Source organism: Citrobacter sp. Cpo015 (assembly GCF_030333035.1).
Taxonomy (GTDB): Bacteria; Pseudomonadota; Gammaproteobacteria; order Enterobacterales; family Enterobacteriaceae; genus Citrobacter; species Citrobacter portucalensis.
Genome location: NZ_JAOWGS010000028.1, coordinates 227619 through 244553 on the forward strand (window position 1 = coordinate 227619; position 16935 = coordinate 244553).

Below are 16935 nucleotides of genomic sequence, written 5' to 3' on the forward strand. Positions count from 1 at the left end.
TTCAAAGGCGAAGTGTAGCCTTTTTCATTGCCCAATCCCAGCCAGCAGATCTCACTCGCAACAAAAGTAAAAAAGTGTCCGTGACGTGGCGCATTCTGCAATGTCTGGTTAGCATGAATTAATTAAGCGGCATGATGCTGCACAGACGTAACATGAGAAGAGGAAGAGCTTGTGGACAAAGCCAATCAATTTACCTGGCGCCTGCTGGCAGCCAGCGTATGTCTGCTGACGGTCAGTCAGGTGGCGCGAGCCGACTCCCTGGATGAGCAGCGCAATCGTTATGCGCAAATCAAGCAAGCCTGGGACAACCGACAGATGGATGTCGTAGAGCAGATGATGCCCGGCCTGAAGAACTATCCTCTGTACCCGTATCTGGAATATCGTCAGATCACTGACGATCTGATGAATCAGCCCACCATTACCGTTACCAATTTTGTGCGTGCCAATCCGACACTGCCCCCTGCGCGTACGCTGCAATCGCGTTTCGTGAATGAACTGGCGCGCCGCGAAGACTGGCGCGGACTGCTGGCGTTCAGCCCGGAAAAACCGGGTACCACGGAAGCGCAATGTAACTATTACTTCGCGAAATGGAGTACCGGGCAAACCGAAGAAGCCTGGCAGGGCGCGAAAGAGCTGTGGTTGACCGGGAAAAGTCAGCCGAATGCCTGTGACAAATTATTTGGCGTATGGCGCGCCTCAGGCACTCAGGATCCGCTGGCGTATCTGGAGCGTATTCGTCTGGCGATGAAAGCCGGGAATACCGGTCTGGTGACGGCGCTGGCCGGACAGATGCCCGCGCAATACCAAACCATTGCCTCTGCGATCATCTCGCTGGCCAACGATCCGAATTCGGTGATGACTTTTGCACGTACCACCGGCGCCACGGATTTCACCCGACAGATGGCGGCGGTCGCCTTTGCCAGCGTGGCGCGTCAGGATGTGGAAAACGCCCGCCTGATGATCCCGTCCCTGGTGCAGGCGCAACAGCTCAATGACGAGCAAACCCAGGAACTGCGCGACATTGTTGCCTGGCGCCTGATGGGCAATGACGTCACCGACGAGCAGGCCAAATGGCGTGATGATGCGATTATGCGCTCCAATTCCACCTCGCTTGTGGAGCGTCGCGTGCGCATGGCGCTGGGAACCGGCGATCGTCGTGGCCTGAATACCTGGCTGGCACGTCTGCCAATGGAAGCAAAAGAAAAAGACGAGTGGCGCTACTGGCAGGCTGATCTGCTGCTGGAGCGCGGACGTGATGCGGAAGCCAAAGAGATCCTGCACCAGCTCATGCAGCAGCGTGGTTTCTATCCGATGGTGGCGGCACAGCGCCTGGGCGAAGAGTACGAGCTGAAAGTGGATAAAGCGCCAGCGAACGTTGATTCTGCGCTGACTCAGGGGCCAGAAATGGCACGCGTACGCGAGCTAATGTACTGGAACATGGATAATACCGCGCGCAGTGAATGGGCGAATCTGGTTACCAGCCGTACCAAGTCCGAGCAGGCTCAGTTGGCACGTTACGCGTTCAACAATCACTGGTGGGATCTGAGCGTTCAGGCGACGATCGCCGGTAAGCTGTGGGATCATCTGGAAGAGCGCTTCCCATTGGCCTATAAAGACCTGTTTACCCGTTACACCAGCGGCAAGGATATTCAACCAAGCTATGCGATGGCGATAGCGCGTCAGGAAAGCGCCTGGAACCCGAAAGTGAAATCACCGGTCGGCGCCAGCGGGCTGATGCAGATTATGCCAGGCACGGCGACGCATACGGTGAAAATGTTCTCGATTCCAGGTTACAGCAGTCCGAGCCAGCTACTGGATCCTGATACCAACATCAACATTGGTACCAGCTATTTGCAGTACGTATATCAGCAATTCGGCAATAACCGCATCTTTGCGTCGGCAGCCTATAACGCCGGTCCGGGGCGCGTTCGCACCTGGCTTGGCAATAGCGCTGGCCGCATTGATGCTGTGGCGTTTGTCGAAAGTATTCCATTCTCAGAGACGCGTGGTTACGTGAAGAATGTGCTGGCTTATGATGCGTACTATCGCTATTTCCTCGGCGATAAACCGGAGTTGATGAGCGACGCAGAATGGCAACGTCGTTACTGATCGTGTCGATTGTGTTATGCTATCGTACTCGTTAAAGAGTACAAAAGGGGGAAGCAAGCACGCTTCCCCCGCAACGATGGCGATATCTTATGACTCAGCAATCACCCTATTCAGCAGAGATGGCAGAACAACGTCACCAGGAGTGGTTACGTTTTGTCGATCTGCTTAAACACGCCTATGAACAAGATTTACACCTGCCACTGCTCAATTTGATGTTAACGCCGGATGAACGCGAAGCGTTGGGCACGCGTGTGCGTATCATTGAAGAGCTGTTGCGCGGCGAGATGAGCCAGCGTGAGCTTAAAAACGAGCTCGGGGCGGGGATTGCCACTATTACGCGAGGGTCGAACAGCCTCAAATCCGCACCGGTGGATTTGCGTCAGTGGCTGGAGCAGGTGTTGCTGAAAAGTGTCTGATTTTCTCGTAGGCCGGATAAGGCGAAGCCGCCATCCGGCAATGGTGCGCGCTGCTTGCCTGATGGCGCAACGCTTATCAGGCCTACAAATTACAATGACTCATCGTATATCGCGTTATGAAACGGGCTGAGCGCCAGAATCACCGCCTGGTGATAAACGCTTGAGCGCGTCAGCTTGCCCGCGGTAAAAACGCCGATTGCGCCTTCTTTACGGCCAATCTCATCAATACCTGTATAGTCCGACATCACCGGGCCGAGTGCTTCACCTTTACGGACTCTGTCGAGAATGACAGTAGGCAATGGCAGCGTGGCTGAACGAGCTTCACCGCGCTGAACGCCGTTATCAATCACCACCCAACTAAAGGTGGCGTCATCGTCAATTCCTGCTTCAATGGCGACCCAGAAATCAGCCTGCGGGTGCAGGCGGCGAGCGTTATCAACGCGATTTCGTGCGCCAGTGCGCGTTTCCTGGTTTCCGAAAGGTTGTTCCGGCACGCCACTCTCGACGGCGACGGGTTCAATATGGCAGGATCCTTCCCCGAAAATCTCTTCAAATGCCCGCAGAATTGCCTGAATTTTGGCAGGATTGGTGGTCGCAGAGATAACCTTGTGCATAATTAAGCTCAGTTTGAAAATTCATCGCATCGCAGTATAACGGAAAAAAAGCATGTTACAGGTATACCTTGTTCGCCATGGCGAAACGCAGTGGAACGCCGAGCGACGTATTCAAGGCCAGTCAGACAGCCCACTAACCGCTAAAGGTGAACAACAAGCCATGCAGGTGGGAGAACGCGCCCGCTCGTTTGGTATTACGCATGTCATCAGTAGCGATCTTGGTCGTACACGACGCACCGCAGAAATCATCGCCCAGGCCTGCGGCTGTGATATCACCTATGATTCTCGTCTGCGTGAGCTGAATATGGGGGTGCTGGAAAAACGTCACATCGATACGCTGACGCCAGAGGAAGAGGGCTGGCGTCGCCAGTTGGTGAACGGCACGGTGGATGGTCGTATTCCGGAAGGGGAATCGATGCAGGAGCTGAGCGATCGCGTCAATGCGGCGCTGGCATCCTGTCTGGAGCTGCCGCCGGGAAGTCGTCCACTGCTGGTCAGCCACGGTATCGCGCTGGGTTGCCTGGTGAGCACAATTCTGGGATTACCGGCATGGGCTGAACGTCGCTTGCGTCTGCGCAACTGTTCAATTTCTCGCGTTGATTACCAGGAAAGCTTATGGCTGGCGCCGGGATGGGTCGTTGAAACGGCAGGGGACATCTCACATCTGGACGCCCCTGCGTTGGATGAACTACAGCGCTAGCGGCGAATCGGAATCAGGAATTCGCAGCGCAGGTTGATCGGGCGATCTCCCGCTTTGGCATCTTCTGCCGGGTAGTATCGCTCGATATCCTGTCCTTTGCGGCGCGTCAGGTTCAGCATCGGCATGCATGTGCCGTAAACCGTCAGGATAAACTCTTGCACGCCGGTTCCCAGCCCTTCGTAGGTAAACATCACGTACTCGCCACCCTGTAACAGGATAGGCTGCGCCGACGGCACATAGCCATTGGCCTGTTCCGGCGTCAGTGCTGTGGTGTAAAACACTTCCTGTTCGTCATCTTTTTCAATGCTCGGACGCGTTTCGTTAAGCCCGTACAGCACTGGCGGGATCGCCGGAGCCTGAGCAAGGAAGTCGCGCCAGAACTGAATACGCATTTCATGACGGAAATCTGAAATCTGTTCCAGCGAGCAGGAATAGCTTTGCGTGGTGCCGAGCAGTTGCGTATCTTCCAGCGTAACGAACTCGTGCGCAGGCATTGTAAATTCACCCAGTCGCATTGGCGGGCGAATACCGAATGCGCTCCATTCCGGTGAACGGCGATACAGCGCTGGTGTCTGCGAAAATTGTTTCTTGAATGCGCGAGTAAAAGTTTGTTGAGAGTCGAAGCGATATTGCAGCGCAATATCCAAAATTGGACGCGCAGTCAGGCGCAGCGCCACTGCGGATTTCGATAAACGACGGGCGCGGATATAGGCGCCAATAGCATGGCCCGTCACGTCCTTAAACATTCTCTGCAGGTGCCACTTGGAATAGCCCGCTTTTGCCGCCACATTGTCAAGCGACAAAGGCTGATCCAGATGACCTTCCAGCCAGATTAATAGGTCGCGAATAATGCCAGCCTGATCCATAAAATATCCTCATCCTTTCAACAACGAGTACCTGACGTCAGGTATGAGGATAATAGCATTTTTTGCTGTTTTAGCATTCAGTGTTTTTTTTGCTCATAAGTGCTTTTTTCGGACATACGAAAGCGTGATTATTGTAATCCTGTGATCTGTATACATTTTATCTTAGAATGTTTAATAATTACGCAGAACAACTTTTAAGAATGGTAACAATATGAAATATAAGAGCTTAGTCATTTCCTCAATTCTGCTGATGTTGGCGCAGGTCGCCCATGCGGAGCAGATTGGATCTGTCGATACGGTGTTCAAAATGTTTGGGCCGGATCATAAAATTGTGGTCGAAGCGTTTGACGATCCGGATGTTACCAATGTGACCTGTTACGTGAGTCGTGCGAAGACCGGCGGCATCAAAGGTGGACTGGGGCTGGCGGAAGATACCTCCGATGCCGCCATCTCTTGCCAGCAGGTTGGGCCGGTAGAACTGAGCGACAGAATCAAGAACGGTAAAGCTCAGGGCGAAGTGGTATTTAAGAAACGTACCTCGCTGGTGTTTAAATCTTTACAGGTCGTGCGTTTTTACGATGCGAAACGTAATGCGCTGGCCTATCTGGCCTATTCAGATAAAGTTGTCGATGGATCGCCCAAAAATGCCATCAGTGCGGTACCCATCATGCCGTGGCGGCAATAACAAGGAAGCACAATGCAACAGCCGTTGATCTGGTTGGTTGAGGATGAGCAGGGAATCGCTGATACGCTTATCTACATGCTGCAACAGGAAGGGTTTAGCGTAGAGGCGTTTGAGCGCGGATTTCCAGTGCTGGAGAAATCTCGCCAGCAATGCCCTGATGCCATCATTCTGGATGTCGGGCTACCGGATATCAGCGGTTTTGAACTGTGCCGACGTTTACTGGAACGCCACCCGGCGTTGCCGATCCTCTTTCTGACCGCGCGCAGCGATGAAGTGGATCGCCTGTTGGGGCTGGAAATTGGCGCAGATGACTATGTTGCCAAGCCTTTCTCGCCGCGCGAGGTGTGCGCTCGTGTGCGTACGCTGCTGCGGCGGGTGCAAAAATTCTCCACGCCTTCATCGACGACACGCTGTGGGGATTTTGAACTTAATGAGCTGGCCGCGCAGATTACCTGGTTCAGCATGCCGTTGAACCTGACGCGTTATGAATTCCTGCTGCTGAAAACATTGCTGATGTCGCCGGGACGTATTTACTCTCGCCAGCAGCTGATGGATTTAGTCTGGGCAGACGCGCAGGATACCTTTGACAGAACGGTTGATACTCACATCAAAACGCTGCGCGCCAAGCTGCGGGCTATCAATCCGGAGCTTTCCCCCATCAATACACATCGCGGTATGGGATACAGCCTGAGGAATTGCTGATGCGCATTGGCATGCGTTTGCTGCTCGGCTATTTTCTGATTGTCGCGGTCGCCGCCTGGTTTGTTCTGTCGATCTTTGTGCAGGAAATTAAGCCAGGCGTTCGTCGGGCGACCGAAGGTACTTTAATTGATACCGCCACGCTGCTGGCTGCGCTGGCGCGTGATGACGTGCTCTCTGACTCACCGGCTAACGGCAAGCTGGCGCAGGCATTTGCGCAGCTGCATAACCGCCCATTTAATGCCAACATCAGCGGCATTAACAAAGTGCGTAATGAATACCATGTCTACATGACGGACGCGCAGGGCAAGGTGTTGTTTGATTCAGCTAACCAGGCCGTCGGTCAGGACTACTCCCGCTGGAACGATGTGTGGTTAACGCTGCGTGGGCAGTATGGCGCCCGCAGCACGCCGCAAAACCCGAACGATCCGGAAAGCTCTGTGATGTACGTTGCCGCGCCGATCGTAGATGGTGGTCGTATTATCGGTGTGCTCAGTGTCGGCAAACCAAATGCGGCGATGGCACCGGTGATTAAGCGCAGTGAACGGCGAATGCTGTGGGCCAGCGCCGTATTGCTGGGTATTGCCCTGGTGATTGGCTTCGGGATGGTATGGTGGATAAACCGATCTATTGCCCGGCTGGCGCGTTATGCCGACTCCGTTACCGAGAATCGCCCCGTCCCACTGCCTGATTTAGGCAGCAGCGAGTTACGCAAACTGGCGCAGGCGCTGGAAAGTATGCGCCTGAAGCTCGAAGGCAAGAACTACATTGAGCAGTATGTCTACGCGTTAACGCATGAGCTGAAAAGTCCGCTGGCGGCCATTCGTGGCGCGGCAGAAATATTGCGCGAAGGCCCGCCGCCAAACGTGGTAGCGCGTTTTACCGATAATATTCTGACGCAAAATGCGCGTATGCAGGCGCTGGTCGAAACTTTGCTGTGCCAGGCGCGACTGGAGAATCGACAGGACATTACGTTGACGGCGGTGGAGGTAGATACGCTTTTTGCTCAGCTCAAAGAGGCGCGTAGCGTGCAGCTGGCGGCAAAAAACATTACGCTGACCATTCTGCCTTCATCGCTTAGCGTCGCTGCCGATCCCGCGTTACTGGAGCAGGCATTGGGGAACTTGCTCGACAACGCTATCGACTTCACGCCACAGGGCGGGACGATTACGTTGAGCGCGCATCAGCAGAAGGAGCTGGTCACATTGCAGGTCACCGACAGCGGTAGCGGGATCCCTGATTTTGCGTTGCCGCGTATTTTTGAGCGCTTCTACTCGCTGCCTCGCGAGAATGGACACAAGAGCAGCGGTTTGGGGCTGGCGTTTGTCAGTGAAGTTGCACGACTGCATGAAGGTACGGTGACATTATCTAACCGACCAGAAGGCGGCGCCCAGGCCTCGTTTACGCTTCACCGTCACTTCACATAACTTCAAATTCTCCGCACATAGCTGTTCTACCTTACTGATATTGCAAAGGAGAACGCTATGTTTAAATCACCCCTGTTTTGGAAAATTGTCACCTTAGGCGGCGCCATATTACTGCTGTTAATACCACTGACGATGGTCAGGCAGATAATCGTTGAGCGATCGGATTATCGTGATGAAGTCGAAGATGCTATTCGTCAGAGCACCAGCGGGCCGCAAAAGATGGTCGGGCCGCTGATTGCCGTCCCGGTGACGGAACTGTATATCGAGCTGGAAGGCGACAAACAGATCCAGCGTAAGCGCAGCTATATCCATTTCTGGCTGCCGGAGTCGCTGGTGGTTGAGGGGAATCAGAACGTTGAAGCGCGTAAAATCGGTATTTACGAAGGCCAGGTCTGGCACAATGACCTCTCGGTGAAGGCTGAGTTTAACGCCGAACGCTTGCGCGATTTAAACCATCCCAATGTCAGCGTCGGCAAACCGTTTATCGTGGTTGGCGTGGGGGATGCGCGCGGGATTGGTGTGGTGCAAGCGCCGCAGGTCAATGGGGAATCGCTGGCCGTTGAGCCAGGGACGGGGCTGGATGGGGGAGCTCAAGGGATCCACATTCCGCTACCTGACGCGAGCTGGGCGGAGCAAAACCTGAGCATGGTGTTGTCGTTGAATTTGAGCGGAACCGGAGATTTCTCCGTTGTTCCGGTTGGCCGTAACAGTGAAATGACTTTAACCAGCAACTGGCCGCATCCCAACTTTCTTGGGGATTTCCTCCCGGCGAAGCGCGAAATCAGCGAATCAGGATTTAAGGCCCAGTGGCAGAGCAGCTGGTTCGCGAATAACCTCGGCGAACGCTTTGATGGCGAAAAGATTGGCTGGAAGGGAATGCCTGCATTTAGCGTTGCCGTCGCCACGCCAGCGGATCAGTATCAGTTAACGGACAGGGCTACCAAGTATGCCATCCTGCTGATTGTACTGACCTTTATGTCTTTCTTCGTGCTTGAAAGTATGACCAGCCTGCGTCTGCACCCGATGCAGTATCTGCTGGTGGGGCTATCGCTGGTGATGTTTTATCTGCTGCTGCTGGCATTGTCTGAGCACATTGGGTTTACGGCGGCGTGGATTACGGCAAGCCTGGTAGGCGCGTTAATGAACGGGGTGTATCTGCAGGCGATATTACAGAGTTGGCGGAACAGTATTTTATTCACCGTGGCGCTGCTGGGGTTGGATGGGGTGATGTGGGTGCTGCTACGTTCACAGGACAGCTCTTTACTGCTGGGAACCGGCGTGCTGTTGGTCGCGTTGTGTGGCGTGATGTTCCTGACGCGTCATCTTGACTGGCACTCGCTGGCACAGCCAAAACCAAAGCCGACAGAAATTCCGGAGCCTCTGCCTGCGCAGAGTGACGAGTTTCGCTTATGGAAATAGGGCGGTGGGGAAATGAAAAACGGCGCATAATGCGCCGTTTTTTTACCTGTAAGGATTGAATTAATCCTGCAGGTCGCCGCAGAAACGGTAGCCTTCACCGTGAATGGTGGCGATGATTTCTGGCGTATCCGGCGTTGATTCGAAATGTTTACGAATGCGGCGGATAGTCACGTCAACGGTACGGTCATGCGGCTTCAGTTCGCGACCGGTCATTTTTTTCAGCAGTTCTGCGCGAGACTGGATTTTGCCCGGATTCTCACAGAAGTGAAGCATGGCACGGAATTCGCTGCGTGGCAGTTTATACTGCTCGCCGTCAGGACCAATCAGAGAGCGGCTGTTGATGTCCAGCTCCCAGCCGTTGAACTTGTAGCTTTCGACGCTACGGCGTTCTTCGCTGACAGTACCCAGGTTCATGGTACGGGACAGCAGGTTACGAGCACGGATAGTCAGTTCGCGCGGGTTAAACGGCTTGGTGATGTAATCGTCTGCGCCGATTTCGAGGCCGAGAATTTTATCGACCTCGTTATCACGGCCCGTCAGGAACATCAGCGCAACGTTAGCTTGTTCGCGAAGTTCGCGCGCTAACAGGAGGCCATTTTTCCCAGGCAGATTGATATCCATAATCACAAGGTTGATGTCATATTCAGAGAGAATCTGATGCATTTCCGCGCCATCTGTCGCTTCGAATACATCATAGCCTTCTGCTTCGAAAATGCTTTTCAACGTGTTGCGTGTTACTAACTCGTCTTCAACGATAAGAATGTGCGGGGTCTGCATGTTTGCTACCTAAATTGCCAACTAAATCGAAACAGGAAGTACAAAAGTCCCTGACCTGCCTGATGCATGCCGTAAATTAACATGATCGGCGTAACATGACTAAAGTACGTAATTGCGTTCTTGATGCACTTTCCATCAACGTCAACAACATCATTAGCTTGGTCGTGGGTAGTTTCCCTCTGGACCCGACAGTGTCAAAAACGGCTGTCATCCTAACCATTTTAACAGCAACATAACAGGCTAAGACATGCCGGACACCCAATAAAACTACGCTTCGTTGACATATATCAAGTTCAATTGTAGCACGTTAACAGTTTGATGAAATCAACGTATCCAAATGTTTGCTTTCATCACAAAATTGCAATATTACAACTAGTTGCACGAGCTAATTAATAAATGTAATGAATCCAACCAATGCGATCCATTTTAAAATAAATTATCATGGATAAACAGAGGGATATACAACTTTTGTTAACATAAAAAGCAATAGTACAGTTTGGAAATAGTTTAGCATTTTTTACCGGATGCGAAATCCTTTTTCAGTGACTTCTGTTAAAAAAATGTAAATTTGCGCTGCGTAATATGTTGACGTGCGTCACATTATTACTTGCAGACTGACCAAAAAGAGTATCGAAATGCGTTTAACAATTATTCTGGTTGCCCCTGCCAGAGCGGAAAATATTGGTGCGGCTGCCCGTGCGATGAAGACCATGGGATTCACTCAATTACGTATCGTTGACAGCGAGGCGCACCTGGAACCCGCCACGCGATGGGTCGCGCATGGATCGGGCGACATTATTGATAATATTAACGTTTTTCCAACGTTAGCCGATGCGCTTCACGACGTTGATTTTACCGTTGCGACCACCGCGCGTAGCCGGGCGAAGTTCCATTATTACGCCACCCCGGTCGAACTGGTTCCCCTGTTACAGGAGAAATCCACGTGGATGGAACATGCAGCGCTGGTGTTTGGTCGTGAAGATTCGGGGCTGACCAATGAAGAATTAGCGCTGGCAGATGTACTCACTGGTGTACCGATGGTCGCTGACTATCCTTCACTCAATTTGGGGCAGGCGGTGATGGTGTATTGCTATCAATTAGCAGGTTTAATACAACAACCGGCCAAAAACGTTGAGGTGACGGATGAGCTTCAGCTGCAGGCATTGCGCGCACGCGTTTTGCGTTTATTAGCCACGCTGAACGTTTCTGACGACATCAAGCTGACGGACTGGTTGCAACAGCGAATGGGTCTGTTGGGGCAGCGAGACACGGCAATGTTGCACCGTTTTTTACATGATATTGAAAAAAACATCACAAAATAAAATGTTGAACAATTTTTGTTGTGTAGTGTTTTGTTCTTGGTTCAAGTGGGCTCGACATGCTGTATTGGTTGAAAGTAAAAGGGCAAGCAGTTGCTCATGAACAAGTTTCGGAATGTGATCAATTTAAAAATTTATTGACTTAGGTCAGCAGATACTTTAACCCTAAAAGAATACAGGACAGATAATAAATAATTACAGAGCACACAACATCATGAAACGCATCAGCATCACCATTACTACAACCATCACCATTACCACAGGTAACGGTGCGGGCTGACGCGTACAGGAAACACAAGAAAAAGCCCGCACCTAAACAGTGCGGGCTTTTTTTTCGACCAAAGGCAATGAGGTAAACCATGCGAGTGTTGAAGTTCGGCGGTACATCAGTGGCAAATGCAGAGCGCTTTCTGCGGGTTGCCGATATTCTGGAAAGCAATGCCAGACAGGGGCAGGTCGCGACCGTTCTCTCTGCCCCCGCAAAAATTACCAACCATCTGGTGGCAATGATTGAGAAGACCATCGGTGGTCAGGATGCTTTAGCTAATATCAGCGACGCCGAACGCATTTTCTCCGAGCTGCTGGTGGGTCTTGCCGCCGAGCAACCAGTTTTTCCGCTGGCGCAGCTCAAAGCCTTTGTTGAACAAGAATTTGCCCAGATTAAGCACGTCCTGCACGGCATCAGCCTGCTGGGACAGTGCCCGGACAGTATCAATGCCGCGCTTATCTGCCGTGGTGAAAAAATGTCGATTGCTATCATGGCCGGCCTGTTGGAAGCACGCGGGCATAACGTAACGGTCATCGACCCGGTGGAGAAATTGCTGGCTGTCGGCCATTACCTCGAATCTACCGTTGATATCGCCGAATCTACGCGCCGCATCGCCGCCAGCCGTATTCCTGCGGACCACATGATTCTGATGGCAGGGTTTACCGCTGGAAATGAAAAAGGTGAGTTAGTGGTGTTGGGGCGTAATGGCTCTGACTACTCTGCCGCCGTACTGGCCGCCTGTTTGCGTGCCGATTGTTGTGAAATCTGGACCGATGTCGACGGTGTATATACTTGCGATCCGCGTCAGGTACCCGACGCCCGACTGCTTAAGTCGATGTCTTATCAGGAAGCGATGGAGCTTTCTTACTTCGGCGCTAAAGTGCTGCACCCGCGCACCATTACCCCTATTGCCCAGTTCCAGATCCCGTGCCTGATTAAAAATACCGGCAATCCGCAAGCGCCCGGTACGCTGATCGGTGCCAGCAGTGATGACGATGATTTGCCGGTAAAAGGTATTTCTAACCTCAATAACATGGCGATGTTTAGCGTTTCCGGCCCTGGAATGAAAGGCATGGTGGGCATGGCGGCGCGCGTTTTTGCCGCCATGTCGCGTGCGGGCATCTCGGTAGTGCTGATCACCCAATCCTCTTCTGAATACAGTATCAGTTTCTGCGTCCCGCAGGGCGACTGCGCGCGTGCGCAACGCGCCATGCAGGATGAATTCTACCTCGAGCTGAAAGAAGGCCTGCTGGAGCCGTTGGCGGTGACTGAGCGTCTGGCCATCATCTCTGTTGTTGGCGATGGTATGCGCACCCTGCGCGGCATCTCGGCGAAGTTCTTTGCCGCGCTGGCTCGGGCGAACATCAATATTGTAGCGATCGCCCAGGGCTCGTCTGAGCGTTCTATTTCGGTGGTGGTGAATAACGATGACGCGACCACCGGCGTACGCGTGACCCATCAGATGCTGTTCAACACCGACCAGGTGATTGAAGTGTTTGTGATTGGCGTAGGCGGCGTGGGCGGTGCGCTGCTGGAGCAGCTTAAACGTCAGCAAACCTGGCTCAAAAAGAAGCATATCGATCTGCGCGTGTGCGGCGTGGCGAACTCGAAGGCCCTGCTGACCAACGTCCACGGTCTGAATCTGGAAAACTGGCAGTCGGAGCTGGAGAGCGCGAAAGAGCCTTTCAACCTTGGGCGCTTAATTCGTCTGGTGAAAGAATACCATCTGCTCAATCCGGTGATTGTCGACTGTACGTCAAGCCAGGCGGTAGCGGATCAATATGCCGACTTCTTGCGTGAAGGCTTCCACGTGGTTACGCCGAACAAAAAGGCCAACACGTCGTCGATGGATTACTATCATCAGCTGCGTTTTGCCGCCGCGAAGTCTCGTCGTAAATTCCTGTACGACACCAACGTGGGCGCGGGCTTGCCGGTTATTGAAAACCTGCAAAATCTGCTCAGCGCAGGTGATGAACTGCAACGTTTTTCAGGCATCCTTTCTGGCTCACTGTCGTTTATTTTCGGCAAGCTGGATGAAGGCATGAGCTTCTCGCAGGCCACCACCCTGGCGCGTGAGATGGGCTATACCGAACCCGATCCGCGTGACGATCTTTCCGGTACGGACGTGGCGCGTAAGCTGCTGATCCTGGCCCGTGAAACTGGTCGTGAGCTGGAGCTTTCTGACATTGTCATTGAGCCGGTCCTGCCAAAAGAGTTTGATGACTCCGGTGATGTTTCCGCGTTTATGGCGAAATTGTCGCAGCTGGATGACGTCTTTGCCGCGCGCGTGGCGAAAGCCCGTGATGAGGGAAAAGTATTGCGCTATGTTGGCAATATCGAAGAGGACGGCGTTTGTCGCGTGAAAATTGATGCAGTAGACGGCAACGATCCGCTGTTTAAAGTGAAAAACGGTGAAAACGCGCTGGCGTTCTATAGCCACTATTATCAGCCGTTACCGTTGGTTCTGCGCGGATATGGCGCGGGTAACGATGTGACGGCGGCGGGCGTCTTTGCCGACCTGCTACGCACCCTTTCATGGAAGTTAGGAGTCTGACATGGTGAGAGTTTATGCCCCGGCTTCCAGTGCCAATATGAGCGTCGGGTTTGATGTGCTCGGTGCAGCGGTAACGCCGGTGGACGGTTCGCTGTTGGGTGATGTGGTGTCCGTTGAGGCGGCTGACCAGTTCAGCCTGAACAACCTTGGGCGCTTTGCCAACAAACTGCCGCCTGAGCCGCGAGAAAACATTGTCTACCAGTGCTGGGAGCGATTCTGTCAGGAGCTGGGTAAAAGCGTTCCGGTGGCGATGACGCTGGAAAAAAATATGCCGATTGGCTCCGGGTTAGGCTCCAGCGCCTGTTCCGTCGTGGCGGCGCTGGTCGCTATGAACGAACACTGCGGTAAGCCGCTCAACGATACGCGCCTGTTAGCGATAATGGGCGAACTTGAAGGGCGTATCTCCGGCAGTATTCATTACGATAACGTCGCCCCGTGCTTTTTGGGCGGTATGCAGTTAATGATTGAAGAAAACGGCATTATTAGCCAGCAGGTGCCAGGCTTTGATGAGTGGCTGTGGGTACTGGCGTATCCAGGGATTAAAGTGTCGACGGCTGAAGCGCGGGCGATTCTCCCAGCGCAGTATCGCCGTCAGGACTGTATCGCTCACGGGCGGCATCTGGCGGGATTCATCCATGCCTGCTATTCCCGTCAGCCTCTTCTGGCCGCGAAGCTGATGAAAGATGTCATTGCTGAGCCGTATCGTACCCGCTTGCTGCCAGGCTTTAGCCAGGCGCGTCAGGCGGTCGCAGAAATTGGCGCACTGGCCAGCGGTATATCTGGGTCCGGGCCGACGCTGTTCGCTTTGTGCGATAAGCCGGATACGGCACAGCGCGTAGCAGATTGGCTGGGTAAAAATTACCTGCAAAATCAGGAAGGCTTTGTTCATATTTGCCGGCTGGACACGGCGGGCGCACGGGTACTGGGATAATCAATGAAACTGTATAATCTGAAAGATCACAACGAACAGGTCAGCTTTGCACAGGCTGTTACGCAAGGACTAGGCAAGAATCAGGGATTGTTTTTTCCGCACGATCTACCGGAATTCAATCTGACAGAAGTGGATGAGATGCTGAACCAGGACTTCGTTAGCCGCAGCGCGAAGATCCTGTCCGCATTTATTGGTGATGAGATCCCTCAGGAAATTCTGGAAGAGCGCGTGCGTGCGGCATTTGCCTTTCCGGCTCCGGTTGCCCAGGTTGCCGCGGATGTCGGCTGTCTGGAACTGTTCCACGGCCCTACGCTTGCATTTAAAGACTTTGGCGGGCGCTTTATGGCGCAGATGCTGACGCACATCAGTGGCGACAAACCGGTAACGATTCTGACGGCGACTTCCGGAGACACCGGGGCGGCGGTTGCGCATGCCTTTTATGGCCTGAAAAATGTGCGCGTGGTGATCCTCTATCCGAACGGCAAGATCAGCCCATTACAGGAAAAACTGTTCTGTACGCTGGGCGGTAACATTGAAACTGTGGCGATTGATGGCGATTTTGATGCCTGCCAGGCGCTGGTGAAACAGGCGTTTGATGACGAAGAGCTGAAGGTGGCTCTGGGACTGAACTCGGCTAACTCAATTAACATCAGCCGTCTGTTGGCGCAAATCTGTTACTACTTTGAGGCTGTGGCCCAACTGCCGCAAGAGGCGCGTAATCAACTGGTGATTTCCGTTCCCAGCGGTAACTTTGGCGATCTGACCGCCGGGCTGCTGGCGAAATCACTAGGCTTGCCGGTGAAGCGTTTTATCGCGGCGACTAACGTTAACGATACGGTTCCGCGCTTCCTTGCAGAAGGTGAGTGGGCGCCGAAAGCGACCCAGGCAACGTTGTCGAATGCGATGGATGTCAGCCAGCCGAACAACTGGCCGCGCGTGGAAGAACTGTTCCGCCGTAAAATCTGGCGTCTGAATGAGCTGGGTTATGCCGCTGTTGACGATGCGACGACTCAGGACACGATGCGTGAGTTACATGAGATAGGCTACACCTCAGAACCGCATGCGGCGGTGGCTTACCGAGCGCTGCGTGACCAACTGAATCCTGGCGAGTACGGCCTGTTCCTTGGTACTGCGCATCCGGCGAAGTTTAAAGAAAGCGTTGAAGAGATTCTTGACCTGACGCTGGCGTTGCCAAAAGAACTGGCGGAACGTGCGGACCTGCCGCTGCTTTCTCATCACCTGCCAGCTGATTTTGCTGAACTGCGCAAGCTGATGATGACCCGCGGTTAACGGTTGTGCCCGCTGGCGCTTTGCATAGCGGGCCGACAAAACCTGTAGGCCGGATAAGGCGTTAGCCGTCATCCGGCCTTTTTACTATTGCTCGTGGCGTTTAAACACCAGTTCGCCGTTTCCTGATGCTTCTTCATCAAAGAAGTAGCCTTCGCTGTTAAATGCGGTCAGCTGCTCCGGTTGCGTTAAGCGGTTCTCAATAATGTAGCGACTCATCAGGCCGCGCGCTTTTTTGGCATAGAAGCTGATGACTTTAAACTTACCGTTCTTCTCGTCGAGGAAGACCGGTTTGATAAGCTCAGCGTTGAGTTTTTTCGGCTTCACGGATTTAAAATACTCATCCGAGGCGAGGTTGATCACCACGCTGTCGCCTTGCGCTTCCAGCGCTTCGTTAAGTTTATCGGTGATGGTATCTCCCCAGAACTGGTAGAGATCTTTACCCTTCGCATTGGCCAGACGAATGCCCATCTCCAGACGGTATGGCTGCATCAAATCCAGCGGACGCAAAACGCCGTACAACCCGGACAGCATCCGTAAATGCTGTTGAGCGAAGTCGAAATCCGCCTCGCTGAAGGTTTCAGCCTGCAACCCTGTATAGACGTCGCCTTTAAACGCCAGAATGGCCTGACGTGCATTGTCCGGCGTGAAGTCAGGCTGCCAGTCATGGAAACGGGTGGCGTTCAGATCCGCCAGCTTGTCGCTAATCCCCATCAGCTTGCCAATCTGCGGTGCAGAGAGCTGGCGTGCCACGTGAATAAGCTGCTGAGAGTGATCCAGCAACTCGGGCAGCGTATGACGTGTCGTTGCCAGCGGGCTTTGGTAGTCGAGCGTTTTTGCAGGTGAAATCAGAATCAGCATATC

The 16935-nt window shown here is 53.2% G+C and carries 17 protein-coding genes and 1 other annotated feature; of the genes, 13 read left to right on the plus strand and 4 right to left on the minus strand.

The genetic code is table 11. The features are described from left to right. The first annotated feature begins 171 nt into the window (after window positions 1-171). Window positions 172-2109: a murein transglycosylase gene (sltY, locus tag OGY67_RS10335; RefSeq protein WP_057067007.1), complete on the plus strand. Its 1938-nt coding sequence runs from the start codon at window positions 172-174 to the stop codon at window positions 2107-2109. An 89-nt stretch (window positions 2110-2198) separates the two neighbouring features. Further along, window positions 2199-2525: a trp operon repressor gene (gene trpR / locus OGY67_RS10340; protein WP_032934222.1), complete on the plus strand. Its 327-nt coding sequence runs from the start codon at window positions 2199-2201 to the stop codon at window positions 2523-2525. Between the two features lie 89 nt (window positions 2526-2614). Here the strand turns inward: trpR and yjjX are convergent, their stop codons facing one another. Continuing rightward, window positions 2615-3139, minus strand: coding sequence for an inosine/xanthosine triphosphatase (gene yjjX, locus OGY67_RS10345; RefSeq protein WP_167820414.1), 525 nt, complete (start codon window positions 3137-3139; stop codon window positions 2615-2617). A 52-nt stretch (window positions 3140-3191) separates the two neighbouring features. Here yjjX and gpmB point away from each other — a divergent pair, with 52 nt between their 5' ends. After that, the gene (gene gpmB / locus OGY67_RS10350; RefSeq protein WP_003019006.1) at window positions 3192-3839 is read left to right on the plus strand and encodes a 2,3-diphosphoglycerate-dependent phosphoglycerate mutase GpmB; all 648 of its coding nucleotides are present in this window, start codon (window positions 3192-3194) and stop codon (window positions 3837-3839) included. On the opposite strand, the gene robA is transcribed toward gpmB, so the two are convergent. Continuing rightward, window positions 3836-4705, minus strand: a complete 870-nt coding sequence (gene robA, locus OGY67_RS10355) for an MDR efflux pump AcrAB transcriptional activator RobA (RefSeq protein WP_003829933.1) — start codon at window positions 4703-4705, stop codon at window positions 3836-3838. The two genes, gpmB and robA, sit on opposite strands and share 4 nt — an antisense overlap. A gap of 211 nt (window positions 4706-4916) precedes the next feature. Here robA and creA point away from each other — a divergent pair, with 211 nt between their 5' ends. From creA to creD, 4 genes are read left to right on the plus strand one after another with little or no spacing between them, the layout of a single operon-like run. Then, window positions 4917-5390: a protein CreA gene (gene creA, locus OGY67_RS10360; protein WP_003018998.1), complete on the plus strand. Its 474-nt coding sequence runs from the start codon at window positions 4917-4919 to the stop codon at window positions 5388-5390. 12 nt (window positions 5391-5402) lie between these two features. Further along, the gene (creB, locus tag OGY67_RS10365) at window positions 5403-6092 is read left to right on the plus strand and encodes a two-component system response regulator CreB (RefSeq protein WP_048214984.1); all 690 of its coding nucleotides are present in this window, start codon (window positions 5403-5405) and stop codon (window positions 6090-6092) included. Continuing rightward, the gene (gene creC / locus OGY67_RS10370) at window positions 6092-7516 is read left to right on the plus strand and encodes a two-component system sensor histidine kinase CreC (protein WP_286573934.1); all 1425 of its coding nucleotides are present in this window, start codon (window positions 6092-6094) and stop codon (window positions 7514-7516) included. The genes creB and creC overlap by 1 nt, the downstream gene beginning before the upstream one ends. Window positions 7517-7573: 57 nt before the next feature. Next, entirely contained in the window at window positions 7574-8935 is a 1362-nt protein-coding gene (gene creD, locus OGY67_RS10375) for a cell envelope integrity protein CreD (RefSeq protein WP_048236167.1), read from the plus strand. 60 nt (window positions 8936-8995) lie between these two features. Here the strand turns inward: creD and arcA are convergent, their stop codons facing one another. Further along, complete coding sequence (arcA, locus tag OGY67_RS10380) at window positions 8996-9712, minus strand: two-component system response regulator ArcA (RefSeq protein ID WP_001194359.1); 717 nt, start codon at window positions 9710-9712, stop codon at window positions 8996-8998. Between the two features lie 95 nt (window positions 9713-9807). On the opposite strand from arcA, the gene yjjY reads away from it, so the two are divergent. The 6 genes from yjjY (at window position 9808) to thrC (ending at window position 16074) form a co-directional block, all read left to right on the plus strand. Continuing rightward, entirely contained in the window at window positions 9808-9948 is a 141-nt protein-coding gene (gene yjjY / locus OGY67_RS10385; protein WP_042998021.1) for a YjjY family protein, read from the plus strand. A gap of 399 nt (window positions 9949-10347) precedes the next feature. Then, on the plus strand, window positions 10348-11034 hold the full coding sequence (locus OGY67_RS10390; protein ID WP_003829762.1) for a tRNA/rRNA methyltransferase: 687 nt from the start codon (window positions 10348-10350) through the stop codon (window positions 11032-11034). A 206-nt stretch (window positions 11035-11240) separates the two neighbouring features. Further along, window positions 11241-11367 (plus strand) — a sequence feature (Thr leader region). Beyond that, window positions 11246-11311: a thr operon leader peptide gene (gene thrL, locus OGY67_RS10395; protein WP_032337689.1), complete on the plus strand. Its 66-nt coding sequence runs from the start codon at window positions 11246-11248 to the stop codon at window positions 11309-11311. (Overlaps the previous feature by 66 nt.) Window positions 11368-11390: 23 nt before the next feature. Then, window positions 11391-13853, plus strand: coding sequence for a bifunctional aspartate kinase/homoserine dehydrogenase I (gene thrA, locus OGY67_RS10400; protein WP_286573935.1), 2463 nt, complete (start codon window positions 11391-11393; stop codon window positions 13851-13853). Window position 13854: 1 nt separating this feature from the next. Further along, on the plus strand, window positions 13855-14784 hold the full coding sequence (gene thrB, locus OGY67_RS10405) for a homoserine kinase (protein WP_128611311.1): 930 nt from the start codon (window positions 13855-13857) through the stop codon (window positions 14782-14784). A 3-nt stretch (window positions 14785-14787) separates the two neighbouring features. After that, a complete protein-coding gene (gene thrC / locus OGY67_RS10410) occupies window positions 14788-16074 on the plus strand; it encodes a threonine synthase (RefSeq protein WP_008786145.1) in 1287 nt (428 codons plus the stop codon). An 84-nt stretch (window positions 16075-16158) separates the two neighbouring features. Here thrC and yaaA read toward each other — a convergent pair whose 3' ends face one another. After that, window positions 16159-16932: a peroxide stress protein YaaA gene (yaaA, locus tag OGY67_RS10415; protein ID WP_032942329.1), complete on the minus strand. Its 774-nt coding sequence runs from the start codon at window positions 16930-16932 to the stop codon at window positions 16159-16161. Window positions 16933-16935: the final 3 nt, after the last annotated feature.

Coding starts and splice junctions, on each gene's coding strand:
- arcA (WP_001194359.1), bottom strand. CDS start 9,712: ATGCAGACCCCGCACATTCTTATCGTTGAAGACGAGTTAGTAACACGC.
- thrC (WP_008786145.1), top strand. CDS start 14,788: ATGAAACTGTATAATCTGAAAGATCACAACGAACAGGTCAGCTTTGCA.
- thrB (WP_128611311.1), top strand. CDS start 13,855: ATGGTGAGAGTTTATGCCCCGGCTTCCAGTGCCAATATGAGCGTCGGG.
- yjjY (WP_042998021.1), top strand. CDS start 9,808: ATGACTAAAGTACGTAATTGCGTTCTTGATGCACTTTCCATCAACGTC.
- creD (WP_048236167.1), top strand. CDS start 7,574: ATGTTTAAATCACCCCTGTTTTGGAAAATTGTCACCTTAGGCGGCGCC.
- gpmB (WP_003019006.1), top strand. CDS start 3,192: ATGTTACAGGTATACCTTGTTCGCCATGGCGAAACGCAGTGGAACGCC.
- yaaA (WP_032942329.1), bottom strand. CDS start 16,932: ATGCTGATTCTGATTTCACCTGCAAAAACGCTCGACTACCAAAGCCCG.
- OGY67_RS10390 (WP_003829762.1), top strand. CDS start 10,348: ATGCGTTTAACAATTATTCTGGTTGCCCCTGCCAGAGCGGAAAATATT.
- robA (WP_003829933.1), bottom strand. CDS start 4,705: ATGGATCAGGCTGGCATTATTCGCGACCTATTAATCTGGCTGGAAGGT.
- thrA (WP_286573935.1), top strand. CDS start 11,391: ATGCGAGTGTTGAAGTTCGGCGGTACATCAGTGGCAAATGCAGAGCGC.
- creA (WP_003018998.1), top strand. CDS start 4,917: ATGAAATATAAGAGCTTAGTCATTTCCTCAATTCTGCTGATGTTGGCG.
- trpR (WP_032934222.1), top strand. CDS start 2,199: ATGACTCAGCAATCACCCTATTCAGCAGAGATGGCAGAACAACGTCAC.
- yjjX (WP_167820414.1), bottom strand. CDS start 3,139: ATGCACAAGGTTATCTCTGCGACCACCAATCCTGCCAAAATTCAGGCA.
- creC (WP_286573934.1), top strand. CDS start 6,092: ATGCGCATTGGCATGCGTTTGCTGCTCGGCTATTTTCTGATTGTCGCG.
- creB (WP_048214984.1), top strand. CDS start 5,403: ATGCAACAGCCGTTGATCTGGTTGGTTGAGGATGAGCAGGGAATCGCT.